The organism is Azospirillum rugosum, assembly GCF_017876155.1.
GTDB classification, from domain to species: Bacteria; Pseudomonadota; Alphaproteobacteria; order Azospirillales; family Azospirillaceae; genus Azospirillum; species Azospirillum rugosum.
In genome coordinates this window covers 546,345-560,799 of the sequence record NZ_JAGINP010000001.1, presented here as the reverse complement: position 1 = coordinate 560,799, position 14,455 = coordinate 546,345, and the positions used below count along the sequence as shown (strand labels likewise).

At 69.8% G+C, this 14,455-nt stretch carries 16 protein-coding genes and 1 tRNA gene; 4 read left to right on the top strand and 13 right to left on the bottom strand.

The genetic code is table 11. The annotated features are described in order from the left end of the window. Positions 1-212: 212 nt before the first annotated feature. A complete protein-coding gene (gene moeA / locus J2851_RS02760; RefSeq protein ID WP_209763352.1) occupies positions 213-1,460 on the top strand; it encodes a molybdopterin molybdotransferase MoeA in 1,248 nt (415 codons plus the stop codon). A 112-nt stretch (positions 1,461-1,572) separates the two neighbouring features. On the opposite strand, the gene J2851_RS02755 is transcribed toward moeA, so the two are convergent. Genes J2851_RS02755 through J2851_RS02745 form a run of 3 tightly spaced genes read right to left on the bottom strand, consistent with a single transcriptional unit; the run spans position 1,573 to position 3,413 of the window. Beyond that, complete coding sequence (locus J2851_RS02755; RefSeq protein ID WP_209763350.1) at positions 1,573-1,899, bottom strand: DUF1244 domain-containing protein; 327 nt, start codon at positions 1,897-1,899, stop codon at positions 1,573-1,575. A 22-nt stretch (positions 1,900-1,921) separates the two neighbouring features. Next, positions 1,922-3,151 carry a DUF2478 domain-containing protein gene (locus J2851_RS02750; RefSeq protein ID WP_209763344.1) on the bottom strand — a complete coding sequence of 410 codons (1,230 nt, stop codon included), beginning with the start codon at positions 3,149-3,151 and terminating at the stop codon, positions 1,922-1,924. Between the two features lie 25 nt (positions 3,152-3,176). Further along, positions 3,177-3,413 (bottom strand): sulfurtransferase TusA family protein, encoded by a 237-nt coding sequence (locus J2851_RS02745; protein WP_209763338.1) that lies wholly within the window; start codon positions 3,411-3,413, stop codon positions 3,177-3,179. Between the two features lie 162 nt (positions 3,414-3,575). Here J2851_RS02745 and J2851_RS02740 point away from each other — a divergent pair, with 162 nt between their 5' ends. After that, positions 3,576-4,652 (top strand): SDR family oxidoreductase, encoded by a 1,077-nt coding sequence (locus J2851_RS02740; protein ID WP_209763336.1) that lies wholly within the window; start codon positions 3,576-3,578, stop codon positions 4,650-4,652. 145 nt (positions 4,653-4,797) lie between these two features. Here J2851_RS02740 and J2851_RS02735 read toward each other — a convergent pair whose 3' ends face one another. From J2851_RS02735 to paoA, 5 genes are all read right to left on the bottom strand, one after another. Beyond that, positions 4,798-4,989, bottom strand: a complete 192-nt coding sequence (locus J2851_RS02735) for a hypothetical protein (protein WP_246500358.1) — start codon at positions 4,987-4,989, stop codon at positions 4,798-4,800. A 70-nt stretch (positions 4,990-5,059) separates the two neighbouring features. Next, entirely contained in the window at positions 5,060-5,755 is a 696-nt protein-coding gene (locus J2851_RS02730; protein WP_209763334.1) for a helix-turn-helix transcriptional regulator, read from the bottom strand. Positions 5,756-5,889: 134 nt separating this feature from the next. Next, positions 5,890-8,085, bottom strand: coding sequence for an aldehyde oxidoreductase molybdenum-binding subunit PaoC (paoC, locus tag J2851_RS02725; protein ID WP_209763332.1), 2,196 nt, complete (start codon positions 8,083-8,085; stop codon positions 5,890-5,892). A 3-nt stretch (positions 8,086-8,088) separates the two neighbouring features. Beyond that, the gene (locus tag J2851_RS02720) at positions 8,089-9,039 is read right to left on the bottom strand and encodes an FAD binding domain-containing protein (protein ID WP_209763330.1); all 951 of its coding nucleotides are present in this window, start codon (positions 9,037-9,039) and stop codon (positions 8,089-8,091) included. Further along, the gene (gene paoA, locus J2851_RS02715; protein WP_209763328.1) at positions 9,036-9,686 is read right to left on the bottom strand and encodes an aldehyde dehydrogenase iron-sulfur subunit PaoA; all 651 of its coding nucleotides are present in this window, start codon (positions 9,684-9,686) and stop codon (positions 9,036-9,038) included. The genes J2851_RS02720 and paoA overlap by 4 nt, the downstream gene beginning before the upstream one ends. Positions 9,687-9,984: 298 nt before the next feature. Between paoA and J2851_RS02710 the strand changes: the two genes are divergently transcribed. Continuing rightward, complete coding sequence (locus J2851_RS02710) at positions 9,985-10,860, top strand: NAD(P)-dependent oxidoreductase (RefSeq protein ID WP_209763326.1); 876 nt, start codon at positions 9,985-9,987, stop codon at positions 10,858-10,860. Between the two features lie 5 nt (positions 10,861-10,865). Continuing rightward, positions 10,866-11,870 carry an alpha/beta fold hydrolase gene (locus J2851_RS02705; RefSeq protein ID WP_417281612.1) on the top strand — a complete coding sequence of 335 codons (1,005 nt, stop codon included), beginning with the start codon at positions 10,866-10,868 and terminating at the stop codon, positions 11,868-11,870. An 18-nt stretch (positions 11,871-11,888) separates the two neighbouring features. On the opposite strand, the gene J2851_RS02700 is transcribed toward J2851_RS02705, so the two are convergent. The 5 genes from J2851_RS02700 to erpA all read right to left on the bottom strand — a co-directional run bounded on the left by J2851_RS02700 (position 11,889) and on the right by erpA (position 14,345). Then, positions 11,889-12,197, bottom strand: a complete 309-nt coding sequence (locus tag J2851_RS02700; RefSeq protein WP_209763318.1) for a hypothetical protein — start codon at positions 12,195-12,197, stop codon at positions 11,889-11,891. Between the two features lie 172 nt (positions 12,198-12,369). Next, positions 12,370-12,459, bottom strand: a tRNA-Ser gene (locus J2851_RS02695). Between the two features lie 60 nt (positions 12,460-12,519). Continuing rightward, a complete protein-coding gene (locus J2851_RS02690) occupies positions 12,520-13,092 on the bottom strand; it encodes a hypothetical protein (protein WP_209763316.1) in 573 nt (190 codons plus the stop codon). A 92-nt stretch (positions 13,093-13,184) separates the two neighbouring features. Next, a complete protein-coding gene (gene xth, locus J2851_RS02685; protein WP_209763314.1) occupies positions 13,185-13,958 on the bottom strand; it encodes an exodeoxyribonuclease III in 774 nt (257 codons plus the stop codon). A gap of 21 nt (positions 13,959-13,979) precedes the next feature. Next, complete coding sequence (gene erpA, locus J2851_RS02680; protein WP_209763307.1) at positions 13,980-14,345, bottom strand: iron-sulfur cluster insertion protein ErpA; 366 nt, start codon at positions 14,343-14,345, stop codon at positions 13,980-13,982. Positions 14,346-14,455: the final 110 nt, after the last annotated feature.

The following is a 14,455-nucleotide window of genomic DNA, read 5'->3' as shown; positions in this document are numbered from 1 at the left end:
GAAAAATAATTGGTGTAACCACCATTCGTTCCGTCTCCGGCGGAAAATCGCGCGGATTTCCGGGGTGGGGTAAGCACCCGGTCGCAGGCTGCGTCTTGACGGTGGTCAAGGTGGTCCGGCGCGCCGGGGCCGCATATCCACCTTGAACAACCACCCTTGAATCGAGGGGGTGCACGCCGTCATGCTTGGGCGCCCCAGGGAAAGGATTTCGCATGGACTGCTTCGCCGCTCCCGGACCCGCTCCGCTGCCGCTGGACGAGGCGCTTGCCCGCGTCCAGGCCGCCTATGGCCCGGCGACGGAGCCGGAGAGCGTGCCGCTGCGTTCCGCACTCGGCCGCATCCTGGCCGAATCGGTGACGGCGCCGGGCGACGTGCCGCCCATGGCGGTGTCGGCCATGGACGGCTGGGGCTTCCGTGCGGCGGATACGGCCGGGGACGGGCCGGTGCGGCTGGCCGTGGTCGGGCGCGTGCCGGCGGGGTCGGTGTTCGGGGGCACGGTCGGGGCGGGGGAGGCGGTGCGCATCTTCACCGGCGCGCCGGTGCCCGCGGGCGTCGATGCGGTCGCCATGCAGGAGGATTGCCGCGCCGACGGGGATGCGGCGGTGCTGGTCCCGGCCAATGTGAAACGCGGCGCCAACATCCGCGAGGCTGGCGAGGACATGGCGGCCGGCGCCGTGGTGCTGACCCCCGGCCGGCGCCTGCGCGCGCAGGAGATCGGGCTCGCCGCCGCGGTCGGGCGGTCGCACCTGTCGGTGCGCAAGCGGCTGCGGGTGGTGCTGTTCTCCACCGGCGACGAGCTGCGAGAGCCGGGCACGGCGAAGCCGGACGGCGCCATCTACGACGCCAACCGCTACACGCTGGCCGCCCAGCTCGACGCGCTGGGGGTGGATGTGCATGACCTCGGCATCCTGCCGGACCAGCGCGAGGCCACCCGCGCGGCGCTCGCCACGGCGGCCGACACGGCGGACCTGCTGGTCACGTCCGGCGGTGTGTCGGTGGGGGAGGAGGACCACGTGAAGGCGGCGGTCGGCGCGCTGGGCTCCATCGACCTGTGGAAGCTCGCCATCAAGCCGGGCAAGCCGCTGGCGTTGGGCCGGATCGGCAACACGCCCTTCCTCGGCCTGCCGGGCAACCCGGTCTCGGCCATGGTGACCTTCATGCTGGTGGGCCGTCCGTTGGTGCTGCGCCTGTCCGGCGCGGAGAGCGCGCCGATCCCGCGCTGCCTCGTGGTCTCCGGCTTCGAGTTCCGCAAGAAGGCCGGTCGGCGGGAGTTCCTGCGCGCCCGCTTGGCGCTGGGGGCCGACGGCCGCCCGGTCGCCCACAAATTCCCCAGCGACAGCTCCGGCGTGCTGACCTCCATGGTGGAGGCGGACGGTCTGGTGGACATGCCCGCCGACGCCACGGCGATCAAGCCCGGGGATATGGTGGAGTTCCTGCCGTTTACCGGGCTGTTTGCGTGACCGGTCCTGCGTAACTTCGTAGGTTGGGTGGAGCGGCAGCGCAACCCAACATTGTCGGGATGACAACGGGTGTTGGGTTGCGCTGCGCTCCACCCAACCTACGAGGTCGTTGTCACTTCTTCGGCATGTGGCCGCTGATTTCGGCGTGGAGGGGCTTGGTGTCCTCGAACTTCTGCTGCTGTTCGGGGGTGGCTTCCTTCTGGTGCTTGGCCTTCCATTCCGAATAGGGCATGCCGTAGACGGCGATGCGCGCCTCCTCGTCGGTCAAGGGGACGTTGCGCTCCTTCGCGGCCGCCGCGTACCACTTCGACAGGCAGTTGCGGCAGAAGCCGGCGAGGTTCATCAGGTCGATGTTCTGCACGTCGGTTCGCTTGCGCAGGTGCTCGACCAGGCCGCGGAAGGCGGCGGCCTCCAGTTCGATGCGGGTTTGTTCGTCCATTGTCGGATCCTCCTGAATTTATTTACGTGTTGTGCAGCGTGACGAAGCGGCCGTGGCGGTGGAAGGCCTGCGAGGAGCCGCCGTCGAGGATGACGCGGCGCAACGCCTCGCGGTCCTCCACCACGAAGCCGGCCAGCGAATCGACGCCGTAGCGGAACAGCCGGCCGGTCAGCGGCGTGCCCGGCCCGACCAGCGCGACGCGCGCGCCCGTGGACGCCGACAAAAGGCGCGGCAGCGTGCGGTTGGCGAGCGAGGACGACGTGATCGCCGCTCCCTCCGCCCCCGGCAGCAGCCATTCGCCGGCGGCCTCCGGGTACTCGTCATCGCGCGGCTTCATCTCGATCACCTGGGCGTTCGGCAGCCGCTTGGCGAGCTGCGGGAAGGCGCCGATCACCACCACGCGCCCGTCCATGCCGGTGAACAGGTCCAGCCCGTTCGCCGCGTCGCCGGTCACGCCGGGATGGTTGTAGTGGGCGTTCAGGGCGGCGACGCCGACCGCGGTCTCCAAGGGATCCCAGGACCGGGCGGCGGGCAGGGCCAGCGCCTTCAGGCCGGCCCCGGCCCAGCGTTCCGGCGGCGGAAGGTCCGCGCCGAGGGAGGCGGAGGGGCGGGCGGCGAGGCCGACGGTGCCGTCGGTTTCCACCATGATCCATTTGGCGCCGATGGTGACGCGGCGGACGGGCGCGTCCTCCACCCCGTGCAGCAGGTCGTCGTAGAGCCGGTGCGTCCCCCACCAGCGCCACAGCGCGTCCTCGTCCGGGGAGAGCAGGGCGGTGAAGCCGCCGGTGAAGGACTGCCACTCGTTCAGGTACCGGCTGCCAACGCTGGTCAGCACCGGGATGCCCTCCGCGATGGCGGACAGGAGTTCGTCGGCGAGGCCTTTGCCGTGCGCCTCCAGCCCGGCGAACTTGTTGACGACCAGCAGGTCGGCGCGCTCCTCGATGGCGCGGCGGAGCGCTTGGCTGGCGTCGGCGACGCCCGCGGGATCGACCCGGCAGGACTGCGACTCGCGCCCCAGGTTCTGGGAGATGTTGAAGGCCTTGCCGGTGGCGACGTCCACCAGCTCCATCCGGTCGGCGCAGTCGTCCAGCGCGCCGTAATTGCGCTGCACGACCCCGCCGACGCGGAAGCCGCGGCGGCGCAGTTCCGCGGTGAAGCGGTCGAGCAGATCGTCCACGGCGAGCGAGCCGGGGCCGTGGATCACGGCGCCGGGGCGCAGCGGCGGCGGGACCGCGTGGCGCAAGGTCGGCATCGATGCGGCCTCCATCATTGTGGACCTACGCCTGGGAAACGCCGCGGCGGATGTGGTAGACGAACACCTCGCCGCGCGTCTCGTGCGCGAGAAGCGCGTTGTCGGTCGTGTTGCAGAAATGCTTGAAGTCGATGATCGACGCCGGGTCGGTGGCGTAGACGATCAGTTCCTCGCCGGTGGCCATCTTGTCCAGCAGCGCGCGGGTCCGCAGGATGGGAAGCGGGCAGTGCAGCCCCTTCACGTCAAGTTCCTTTGCCGCCACGGCCGTTCCCTCTTTGCTTGGTCACCCAATTTGGACCGCAGGACTGTAGCCGGTTCGCGCCCGCGTCTCCAGAGTTGCGGTGATCCCGGCCCCGCACGGCACCTTTGCCGTCCGGGGGTGTTGAACAGGCACGACAGGAACCAACGGGGCGGGAACAGATCCATGGCGCAGGGGCACTTCGACAAGGTGGTCGTCATCACCGGGGCGTCCAGCGGCATCGGCCACGCGACGGCGGTGGCCTTCGCACGGCGCGGCGCTGCGGTGGTGCTGGCGGCGCGGCGGCACGCCGCCCTGCACGAGGTGGCGGAGGAATGCGTCGCGGCCGGCGGGCGGGCCATGGTCGTGCCGACGGACGTGCGCGACCAGGAGCAGGTGAACCGCCTGGCCCAGCGCGCCATCGACGCGTTCGGCGGCATCGACGTCTGGGTGAACAACGCCGGCGTCATCGCCTTCGGCCAGTTCGAGGAGATGCCGCAGGACGTCTTCGAGGAGGTGATGCGCACCAACTTCTTCGGCACGGCCAACGGCTGCCGGGCGGTGCTGCCGCATTTCCTGGACCGGGGCGAGGGGACGATCATCAACATGTCGTCCATGGCCTCGACCGTCGGGCAGCGATACACGACCAGCTACGCCGCCAGCAAGTTCGCCGTCCGCGGCTTCACCGAAACCCTGCGGCAGGAGCTGGTGGAAGAGCCGAACATCCACCTCTGCACCGTCATGCCGGGGCCGATCGACACGCCGCTGTGGCAGCACGCCGCCAACTACACCGGCCGCGCCATCAAGGCGATGACCCCGCTCTACCCGCCGGAGCAGGTGGCCGACGCCATCGTGGCGATGGCCGAGAATCCGGCCAAGCGCGACGTGTTCGTCGGCAACGTCGGCCGCGTCGCCGCCTTCCAGAACGCGGTCGCCCCGGCGATGACCGAGCGGGTCATGGCCCACATGATCGACCGCAACATGTTCGAGAACCGCCCGGCCCGCGACACCACCGGCGCGGTGCTGAACCCCATGCCGGAATACCACGAGGCCAGCGGCGGCTGGATGGAGCGGACGGGGTCGGGGCGGCAGGCTGCTTGGTCGCGGCGCGCCGGCGGGACGGCGGGCGAACGGCGGTTCTGCTGGACGAACCTGGCGCTGTTCCTGCTGCCGATCGGGCTGATGAGCCAGCTTCCGATGGATGTGTGGGAGAAGGTCCGGCACACGCGCGGTCAGCATGCGCGCAGTCAGCACGCGCATTGAAGCTGTGTCGCACTTGCCCCCACCCTAACCCTCCCCCGCTGCGCAGGGGAGGGAACTCCGCCGGCTTCGCAAGCAGGCCCTCCCCTGCGCAGCGGGGGAGGGAGGGACCCGCGAAGCGGGAGGGTGGGGGCAAGCGTTTTGGACCTCACGCCCCGCCAATGCCCTCCGTAAAGGTCTCGCCGGTCTTCGGGTCGATGTCCTCGCCGGTGCCCGGGGTGCCGGGGGCGGCTTCGTCGCGCTTGCCGATCGGCTTGTCGCGCTCGGGGTCGTAGCTGCGCGGCGGGTGGGTGCCGCCGTCGGCCGGTTTCGGCGTGCCGTCCTGCATCTTGTCGCTCATGCGCAACCTCCGCGGTGAAACTGTGCCGTGTGAAGGGGCAACAGGCGGGGCGCGGCAAGCTCTCGCGGTGCTAAATTCTTTGCGGGCGGATTCCTTCCGCCTCGCGCCAGTCCTTCAGCAACGCCTGACGGCGGCGCGGGTAGCGGTCCTCCGTCGGGGTGAGGGCCAGGATGCGGTCGGTGCGGAAATGGCGGATGGCCTGGCGCAGCTCGCACCAGGCGACGACCACGCGGGCCTTGTCGAAGAAGCCGAGCGCGAAGGGCCAGATGGTTCGCCGGCTTTCCGACGCGGCCCCGTCGCGGTAGGCGATGGCGAGCTTGCGCTCCGTCCGGATCGCCTGCCGGATGGTGGCGAGGTCGGCATCCCCGGCCGCGATGGGCTCCCCCGGCCCGACCAGCAGGGTGGAGCCGTCCAGGTCGTCACGCAAATCGGCGGGCAGCACCGCGGCGATCTTGGCGAGCGCGTTGCGCGCGGCCGAGCCCAGCCGGTGGTCGCCGCGCTCCGCCACCCAGCGGGAGCCCAGGACCAGCGCCTCGATCTCCTCCTCCGAGAACATCAGCGGGGGCAGCAGGAAGCCGGGGCGCAGGACGTAGCCGACCCCCGGCTCCCCGTCGATGCGGGCGCCCTGCCCCTGGAGGGTCGCGATGTCGCGGTAGAGGGTGCGGAGGCTGATCCCCAGCTCCTCCGCGAGCGAACGGCCGCTCACCGGCCGGCGGTGGCGGCGCAGGATCTGGATCAGGTCGAGGAGGCGTTCGGCGCGCGACACAGGGGGCAGTGGGCTTCGATCCGGCGGGGAGCGGCCCCAATCTACCGCGGTGGCCCGTTTGGCGGAAGCGCGCTCCCGCGATGGAGGCCGAGGGGACCCCTCGGCCTCCATCGCGTTCCCAACGGTGCTTGCCCTCACGCCACTTCGGGCAGCCGGTCGAGCAGCTTGTCGAGCGTGATCGGGTAGTCGCGCACGCGCACGCCGGTGGCGTTGTAGATGGCGTTGGCGACGGCGGCCCCGACGCCGCAGAGGCCGAGTTCGCCCACGCCCTTGGCCTTCATCGGGGAGGAGATCGGGTCGGTCTCGTCCAGGAAGACCACCTCCTGGTGCGGGATGTCGGCGTGGACCGGCACCTCGTAGGACGCGAGGTCGTGGTTGACGAAGAAGCCGTTGCGCTTGTCGAGCGCCAACTCCTCCATCAACGCCGCCCCCACGCCCATGGTCATGGCGCCGATCACCTGGCTGCGCGCCGACTTGGGATTGAGGATGCGGCCCGCCGCGCAGACCGCCAGCATGCGGCGCACCCGCGTCTCGCCGGTCGCGGCATCGACGGCGACCTCCACGTAATGGGCGCCGAAGGTGGATTGCTGGTACTTCTTGGACAGGTCGCCGTACTCGATGCCATCCTCGGCGACGAGGCCGCTGTCGCCGGCCGCCTGGGCGAGCGGCAGGCTGCGGTTGCCGAGGCGCACCTGCCCGTCGGCGAACACCGCGTCGGCGGAGTTGAAGCCGAGCTTGCGCGCCACCTCCTCCCGCAGCTTGACGCAGGCGGCGTAGACGCCGGCGGTGGAATTGTTGGCGCCCCACTGGCCGCCGGAGCCGGCCGACACCGGGAAAGAGGAGTCGCCCAGCCGCACCACGACCTTGTCGAGCCCGACGCCCATCATCTCCGCCGCGGTCTGGGCGATGATGGTGTAGCTGCCGGTGCCGATGTCCGTCATGTCGGTCTCGACCGTCACGACGCCGCGCTTGTCCAGCCGTACCCGCGCCGCCGACTTGTTCAGCAGGTTGTTGCGGAAGGCGGCGGCCATGCCCAGCCCGACCAGCCAGCGCCCGTCGCGCACCGACGCCGGCTTCGGGTTGCGCTTATCCCAGCCGAAACGCTCCGCCCCCATGCGCAGGCACTGGACGAGCTGGCGCTGCGAGAAGGGGCGGTCGGGCTTGGCCGGATCGACCTGCGTGTCGTTGCGGACGCGGAACTCCACAGGGTCGATGCCCAGCTTCTCCGCCATCTCGTCCATGGCGATCTCCAGCGCCATCAGGCCCGGCGCCTCGCCCGGCGCGCGCATGGCGTTGCCCTCCGGCAGGTCGAGATGGGCCAGACGGAGCGCGGTCAGGCGGTTGGCGCCAGCGTAGAGCAGCTTGGTCTGGTCGACCGCCGTCTCCGGATTGCCGCCGGGCAGGTTGCCCGACCAGCTCTCATGCGCGATGGCGGTGATGATGCCCTCAGGCGTGGCGCCGATGCGGACGCGCTGGATGGTGGCCGGCCGATGGGTGGTGTTGTTCGCCATCAGCGGGCGTTGCAGCGCCACCTTGACCGGGCGCTTGGCCTCCCGCGCGCCCAGCACGGCCAGCAGCGTGTCGGTCCGCAGGAACAGCTTGCCCCCGAACCCGCCGCCGACGAAGGGGGAGATCAGGCGGACCTTCTCCTTCGGCATGTTGAGCGTCTGGGCCAGGTCGCTGGCGGTCCAGTCGATCATCTGGTTGGAGGTCCAGACGGTGACCTTGTCCCCGTTCCAGACGGCGATGGAGGCGTGCGGCTCCATCATCGCGTGGGTCTGGTCGGGGGTGGTGTAGGTGGCGTCGAGCTTCACGGGGGCCGAGGCGAAGGCGCCGTCGAAGTCGCCGACCCTCAGGTCGGGGTCGTCGTCGCTCGGCTTCGCCCCGTCCTTGGCGACGGCGAGGTCGAAGGCGCCGTCCTCGCGGGCGTAGTCGACGCGGACGAGCTTTGCCGCGGCGCGGGCCTGCTCGAAGGTTTCCGCCACGACCAGCGCGACGGCCTGGTGGTAGTGCTCGATCTTCGGTCCGCCGAGCAGGGTCGCGGTGTTGCGCTTGCCCTTGCCGAGCTTGCCGGCGTTCTCGGCCGTCACGATGGCGATCACGCCGGGCGCGCCCCTTGCGGCGGCCACGTCCATGGCGGTGATGCGCCCCTTGGCGATGGCCGAGCCCACGACGTAGCCGTAGGCCGCGTTGGGCACGGGATCGTGGTGCTCGTAGGCGTAGGGGGCGGTGCCGGTGGTCTTCAGCGGGCCGTCGATGCGGTCGGTCGCCTTGCCGATCACCTTCAGCTGGTCGATCGGGTTGGTGGTCGCGGGTGTGTCGAACTTCATGTCTCAGCCCTTCGCTTCGGTCAGCACCGAGGCCAGCGTGCGCTCGACCAGGGGCAGCTTGAACGCGTTGTCGTGCGTCGGCTTGGCGCCGGCGAGCAGCTGCGCCGTCACCGCCTTGGCGCCTTGGGGCATCGCCGCCTCCGCGGCCTCGACGCGCCACGGCTTGTGGGCCACGCCGCCCAGCGCCACCCGGCCGCTGCCGTCGCGCTGCACGACGGCGGCGACGGACACCAGCGCGAAGGCGTAGGAGGCGCGGTCGCGCACCTTGCGGTAGACCTGCGTGCCGCCGGCCGGCTTGGGCAGGGTCACCGCGGTGATCAGCTCGCCGGGCACCAGCGCTGTCTCGATGTGCGGCGTGTCGCCGGGCAGGCGGTGGAAGTCGGCGATGGGGATGGACCGCGTGGCGCCGTCCGGCCGCACCGTCTCCACCGTGGCGTCCAGCACGCGCATGGCCACGGCCATGTCGCTGGGGTGGGTGGCGATGCAGGCCTCGCTGCCGCCGATGACCGCCAGCTGGCGGCTGAACCCGCCGATGGCCGCGCAGCCGCTTCCGGGCTGGCGTTTGTTGCAGGGCTGGGCGGTGTCGTAGAAATAGGGGCAGCGCGTGCGCTGGAGCAGGTTGCCCGCGGTCGTCGCCTTGTTGCGCAGCTGGCCGGACGCGCCGGCGAGAAGCGCGCGGGACAGCACGCCATAGTCGCGCCGCACGCGCGGATCGGCGGCGAGGTCGGTGTTGCGCACCAGCGCGCCGATGCGCAGCCCGCCGTCCGGGGTCGGATCGACGCCGTCGAGGTCCAGCCCGTTGACGTCGATCAGGTGCGCCGGGGTCTCGATCTCCAGCTTCATCAGGTCGAGCAGGTTGGTGCCGCCCGCGATGAACTTGGCGCCGGGCATGCGCTCCGCGGCCGCTGCGGCCTCCGCCGGGGAGTTGGCGCGCTCGTAGGTGAAGGTCCTCATGCCTCCCTCCGCGCGACTTCGGTGATCGCGTCGACGATGTTGGAATAGGCGCCGCAGCGGCAGATGTTGCCGCTCATGCGCTCGCGCAGCTCGATGGGGGTGAGCTGCGGTGCGGCGTTCAGGTCGGCGGTGACGTGGCTGGGGACGCCGGCCTTGATCTCGTCGAGCACCGCGACGGCCGAACAGATCTGGCCGGGCGTGCAGTAGCCGCACTGGTAGCCGTCGTGCTTCACGAAGGCCGCCTGCATGGGGTGCATGCCACTGGGGGCACCCAGCCCTTCGATGGTGGTGATGCTGTCGCCCTCGTGCATCACGGCGAGCGACAGGCAGGAGTTGATGCGCCGCCCGTCGACGATCACCGTGCAGGCGCCGCACTGGCCGTGGTCGCAGCCCTTCTTGGTGCCGGTGAGGTGCAGGTGTTCGCGCAGCGCGTCGAGCAGGGTCGTGCGCGTATCGAGATCAAGTTTTTGTGATCGGCCGTTCACGGTGAAGGTCACGGTCGACAGGTTGGGCTTTTCGGGAGCGACACTGGCGGGTGGGGCCGCCTGCGCCGAAGCCGTGAGGGGTACCGTGGACAGCGCCACGGTGGCGGCGGATCCAAGCAAAAGACCGCGCCGCGTCATGTCGAGGTCGCCGGAATCATTCATGTCGTGCTTCCATTCTCTGCGCCGCCTGCGGGGACAGTCTTGACGTATGCCGGTGTCAACGGCGCGAACGGCGAATGATCACAGGCCGATCCGCCTCGCGGTCCGCAGGCCGTGCGCCGGGCATGCTGCCCCGGCAAAGCTGGTGCGCCCCTCCGAGCCCGATTACCCGCTGGAACGCGATAGGGCCTATGAGCCAGGTTCATGAAACGAAGTCCGGGGGGCGGCGGTTGAAGGTCACTGGCCTTCCGACCGGCCGCCCGCAAAGGACAAGCGCTGACCAGCGAGGAGAGAAGGGACCATGGACATCGGCTTCGTCGGATTGGGCGGCATGGGCCGCGGGATGGCAGCCAACCTCGTCAAGGCCGGGCACCGGGTGCGCGTCTGGAACCGCTCGCCCGGACCGGCCGAGGCGTTGCGGGCGGAGGGGGCGGAGCCGGTCTCCCGCCCCGAGGACGCCATGCAGGGCGAGGCCGTGCTGTCCATCCTCGCCGACGATACCGCGACGCGGGCGGTGTTCCTGGACGGCGGGGCGCTCGACCGGGCGGCCAAGGGCTTGGTCCACGTCAGCATGGGCACGCTGTCCACCGCCTTTGTCCAGGAGTTCGCGGCCCTGCACCGGGACCGCGGCCTGGGCTATGTCGCGGCCCCGGTGTTCGGCCGCACAGACGTGGCCGCCGCAGGCAAGCTGAACATCCTGGCGGCGGGCGACCCGGCGGCGATCGACCGCGTGCAGCCGCTGCTCGACGCCATGGGGCAGAAGACCTGGCGCCTGGGCGACGATCCGGTGCGCGCCAACGTGGTCAAGATCGCCGGCAACTTCATGATCGCCGCCGCGATCGAGGCGATGGGCGAGGCGGTGGCGCTGGGGCGCGGCCACGGCATCCCGGCCGGCGACCTGCTGGAGGTGATGACCAACACGCTGTTCGCCGCCCCCGTCTACAAGGGCTATGGCGGCATCATCGTGGAGGAGCGCTACGACCCGGCGGCCTTCAAGCTGACGCTGGGGCTGAAGGACGTCCGGCTGGCGCTGGCCGCGGGGGAGGCGGCGCATGTGCCCCTGCCGCTGGCGAGCCTGCTGCGCGACGGCTTCCTGGAGGCCATCGCCCACGGCGACGCCGACCGCGACTGGGCGGCGCTGGCCAAGGTCGCCGCGCGCCGCGCCGGGCTGGAGTGATGGTCGTGCCCGCCCGGATCGCGGCGGTTCTGCTTGCGCTGGCCGTCCTGGTGGCCGGCGCGGCGCAGGCGGCGTCCACGCCCGAATACGGGGAACGGCTGGAGGGCTTCGACTATGCCTTCCCGGTGCGCGTCCACGCGTTCGAATCCCAGCAGCAACCGCTGGAGATGGCCTATCTCGACGTACCGGCGAGCGGTCCGGCAAACGGCCGCACGGTGGTGTTGCTGCACGGCAAGAATTTCTGCGCAGGCACCTGGGAGCAGACGATCCGGGTGCTCAGCGCCGCGGGGTACCGGGTGGTGGCGCCGGACCAGATCGGCTTCTGCAAATCGACCAAGCCGGACCACTACCAGTACAGCTTCCAGCAGCTGGCCGCGAACACCCACGCGCTTCTGGAGCGCATCGGGGTCGGCCGGGCCACGATCCTGGGGCACTCGACGGGCGGGATGCTCGCCACCCGCTATGCCCTGATGTATCCCGACGCGACCGAGCGCCTGGTGCTGGTCAACCCCATCGGGCTCGAGGACTGGACCGCGCTCGGCGTGCCGTACCGGACGGTCGACGCGTGGTTCGAGCGCGAGCTGAAGACCAGCGCCGAGGGCATCCGCGACTATGAGCGGAAGACCTACTACGCGGGCGGCTGGGTGCCGGCCTACGACCGCTGGGTCGACATGCTGGCCGGCCTGAACGCCGGGCCGGGCAAGCGGCGGGTCGCCTGGAACTCGGCGTTGCTGTACGACATGATCCTCACCCAGCCCGTCCTCTACGACTTCGGCCGGCTGCGCGTGCCGACCCTGCTGATGATCGGGCTGAAGGACAACACCGCGATCGCCAAGGACGCGGCGCCGCCGGACCTTCAGGCCAAGCTCGGCAATTACGCCGAACTGGGCAAGCGCACCGCCCAGGCGATCCCGCGGGCCACCTTGGTGGAGTTCGCCGACCTCGGCCACGCCCCGCAGATTCAGGACCCGGACCGCTTCCACGCGGCGCTTCTGCACGGGCTGGAGTAACCGGCCGTCAACCAGCCGTCACCAGCGCGATGTCGCAGGCTCGTGCAGCAGCGGAACGCCCAATTCCCGGAAGTGGAACAAGTGCAGCGCGTGTTGGCCGTTGTAGTCCAGAACGCGCAGGTCGTCCGACTCCTTCAAATCCCGGCAGACATGGTCGAAATGCCCGCCATAGCGTTCCTTCGCCAAGGAAAGCGGCACCGAAAAGGCGATGAACTTGTCGATCCCCTTGGCGGCAAGCTTGCGCAGCAGAACCGGATCCTCAATCGACGGATAGGACGTCAGGATGACCAGCGGACCGCTGCCCGTAAACAAGAAAAACGGATGCATGCCATCCTCCCCGACTGGGATGCCGCCAGCAGACCCGGCAAAAGGCTGCAATGCCGATCCTCGGGGAAGGCCGCTGGCTTCTCCTTAACATGGATCAAGGTCGGGGATGGTCTGTGGCGTGAGCCCGTTCTGAGCGTGCAGAGGGGGAAGCGAGACGCCCTGACGAGACCAGTGGCGGATGGGGTGGGATTCGAACCCACGGTGGGGTTGCCCCCACGCCAGTTTTCAAGACTGGAGCCTTAAACCGCTCGGCCACCCATCCGGTTCGGTGTCGCGGATATAGGAATGCGGAGCGCCGGTCAACAGGCAAGCGCGATCCAGATCAGGTTCGGATCGGGCGGCCCAGGTTGGACAGGCGCTTGGTGGGTTTCGGCAGGCTTGGGGCATCGGAGAAGTCGGGCAGGCTGGGGGCTCGGCTGATCACCTTGCGAATCATGCTGGCGGTCGCCTCCAGGTCCTCGACCACCGTCGTCGAGACCTTGCCGGCGTACTGCGGGCGCTCCAGCTTCGCGCGCATCTCCTCGACAATCTTCAGTTCGGGCTCGAACAGTTCGCGGGCACCCATAGGCAAGGCCTGGTCGTCGCGCAGGTTGGCGAAGTAGTTGCGGGTGGAGCGTGCGAGGAGGCCGGTCAACAGCAGGTCGATGCGCTCGAACTCCACCTGCAGGTCGGTGAGTTTGGCGCCCCCATTGCCCATCAGCCGCTCCTCGGTCAGGGCGGCGAGGGCGCGGACTTCTTCGACCTTCTTGCGGAAGGTCAGGAAGGAAGAAAAGCGGTCTTCGGAGATGTCGCGCTGGGCACGCTCGCCGAAGGCCACCGCGTCGGTGGCTTGGCGTTCGATCGCGGACAGAAGCTCCTCGACCTCCTTGCGGCTGTAGTCGCGCCTCCACACCATCCCGATGCCGCTCCCGTTCCGCGTGGGCCATGCCCGGCCGCGGTCCCCCGTGTCGTTTTGGGGAATGGTAGAGACAAAGGGTTAAAAAGCCCTCACGCGTCGCGCAGGTCGAGGATCACCGGCGTGTGGTCCGACGCCTTCTCCGCCCCGCGCGGGCGGCGGTCGATGGTGCAGCCCTCCAGCCGGTCGGCGGCTTGCGGGGACAGCAGGAAATGGTCGATGCGCAGGCCGAGGTCGCGCGGCCAGCTGCCGGCCTGGTAGTCCCAGAAGGTGTAGGCGTGGTCGTCGTCGTGCAGCGCCCGGTAGGCCTCGGTCAGGCCGAGGTTCAGCAGGGAGCGGAACTTCGCCCGCGATTCCGGCTGGAACAGGGCGTCGCCGGCGAAGGCGCGCGGGTCGAAGACGTCGCGCGCCTCCGGGATGATGTTGTAGTCGCCGCCCAGCACGAAGGGGATTTCCTGCGCCAGCAGGTCGCGGGCGTGCGCGATCAGCCGGTCCATCCAGCGCAGCTTGTAGGCAAACTTCTCCGTGCCGATCGGGTTGCCGTTGGGCAGGTAGAGCGAGGCGATCCGCACGCCGTCCACCGTAGCCTCGACGAAGCGCGCCTGCTCGTCCTCCGGCTCACCGGGCAGGCGGGTCAGGGCGACCTCGTGCGGGGCCTTGGACAGGAAGGCCACGCCGTTGTAGGCCTTCTGCCCCACCGGTGTGACGTGGTAGCCGAGTTCCTCGAACGCGTCGCGCGGGAAGGCCGCCGTCTCGCACTTGATTTCCTGCAGCAACGCGACGTCCGGGGACGCCGCGCGCAGCCAGTCGGTGATCAGCGGAAGGCGGGCCTTCGCCGAGTTGACGTTCCAGGTCGCGATTTTCACGGTGAAGCCGGTTCTTTTTTATTAGGCCGCGAAGGAGTTGCCGCAGCCGCAGGACGCGGTGGCGTTCGGGTTCTTGATCTGGAAGGCGGCGCCCATCAGGTCTTCGACATAGTCGAGCGTCGCGCCGGCCAGCAGGTCGAGCGAACAGTCGTCGGTCACGACTTTCACGCCGCCGTTCTCGAACACGTGGTCGTCCTCGTTCACCGTGTCGTCGAAGCCGAAGCCGTACTGGAAGCCGGAGCAGCCGCCGCCCGACACGGTCAGGCGCAGCATCAGGGCCGGGTTGCCTTCATGTTCGATCAGGAAGGCGACGCGCTTGGCGGCGCTGTCCGAGACGTGCAGCACGCGCGTGCCCTCTTGGGCGACGGGAAGGGCGGTGTCGGGCATGGGACGGGTCCTTCGCAAAAATACGCTGACGTGACGACACGTCATGGAATGTAAGGCCATGCCGGCGGTTCGTCAAAGGCCGGTCGGATTGGGGCCGGTCGGATCGGGAC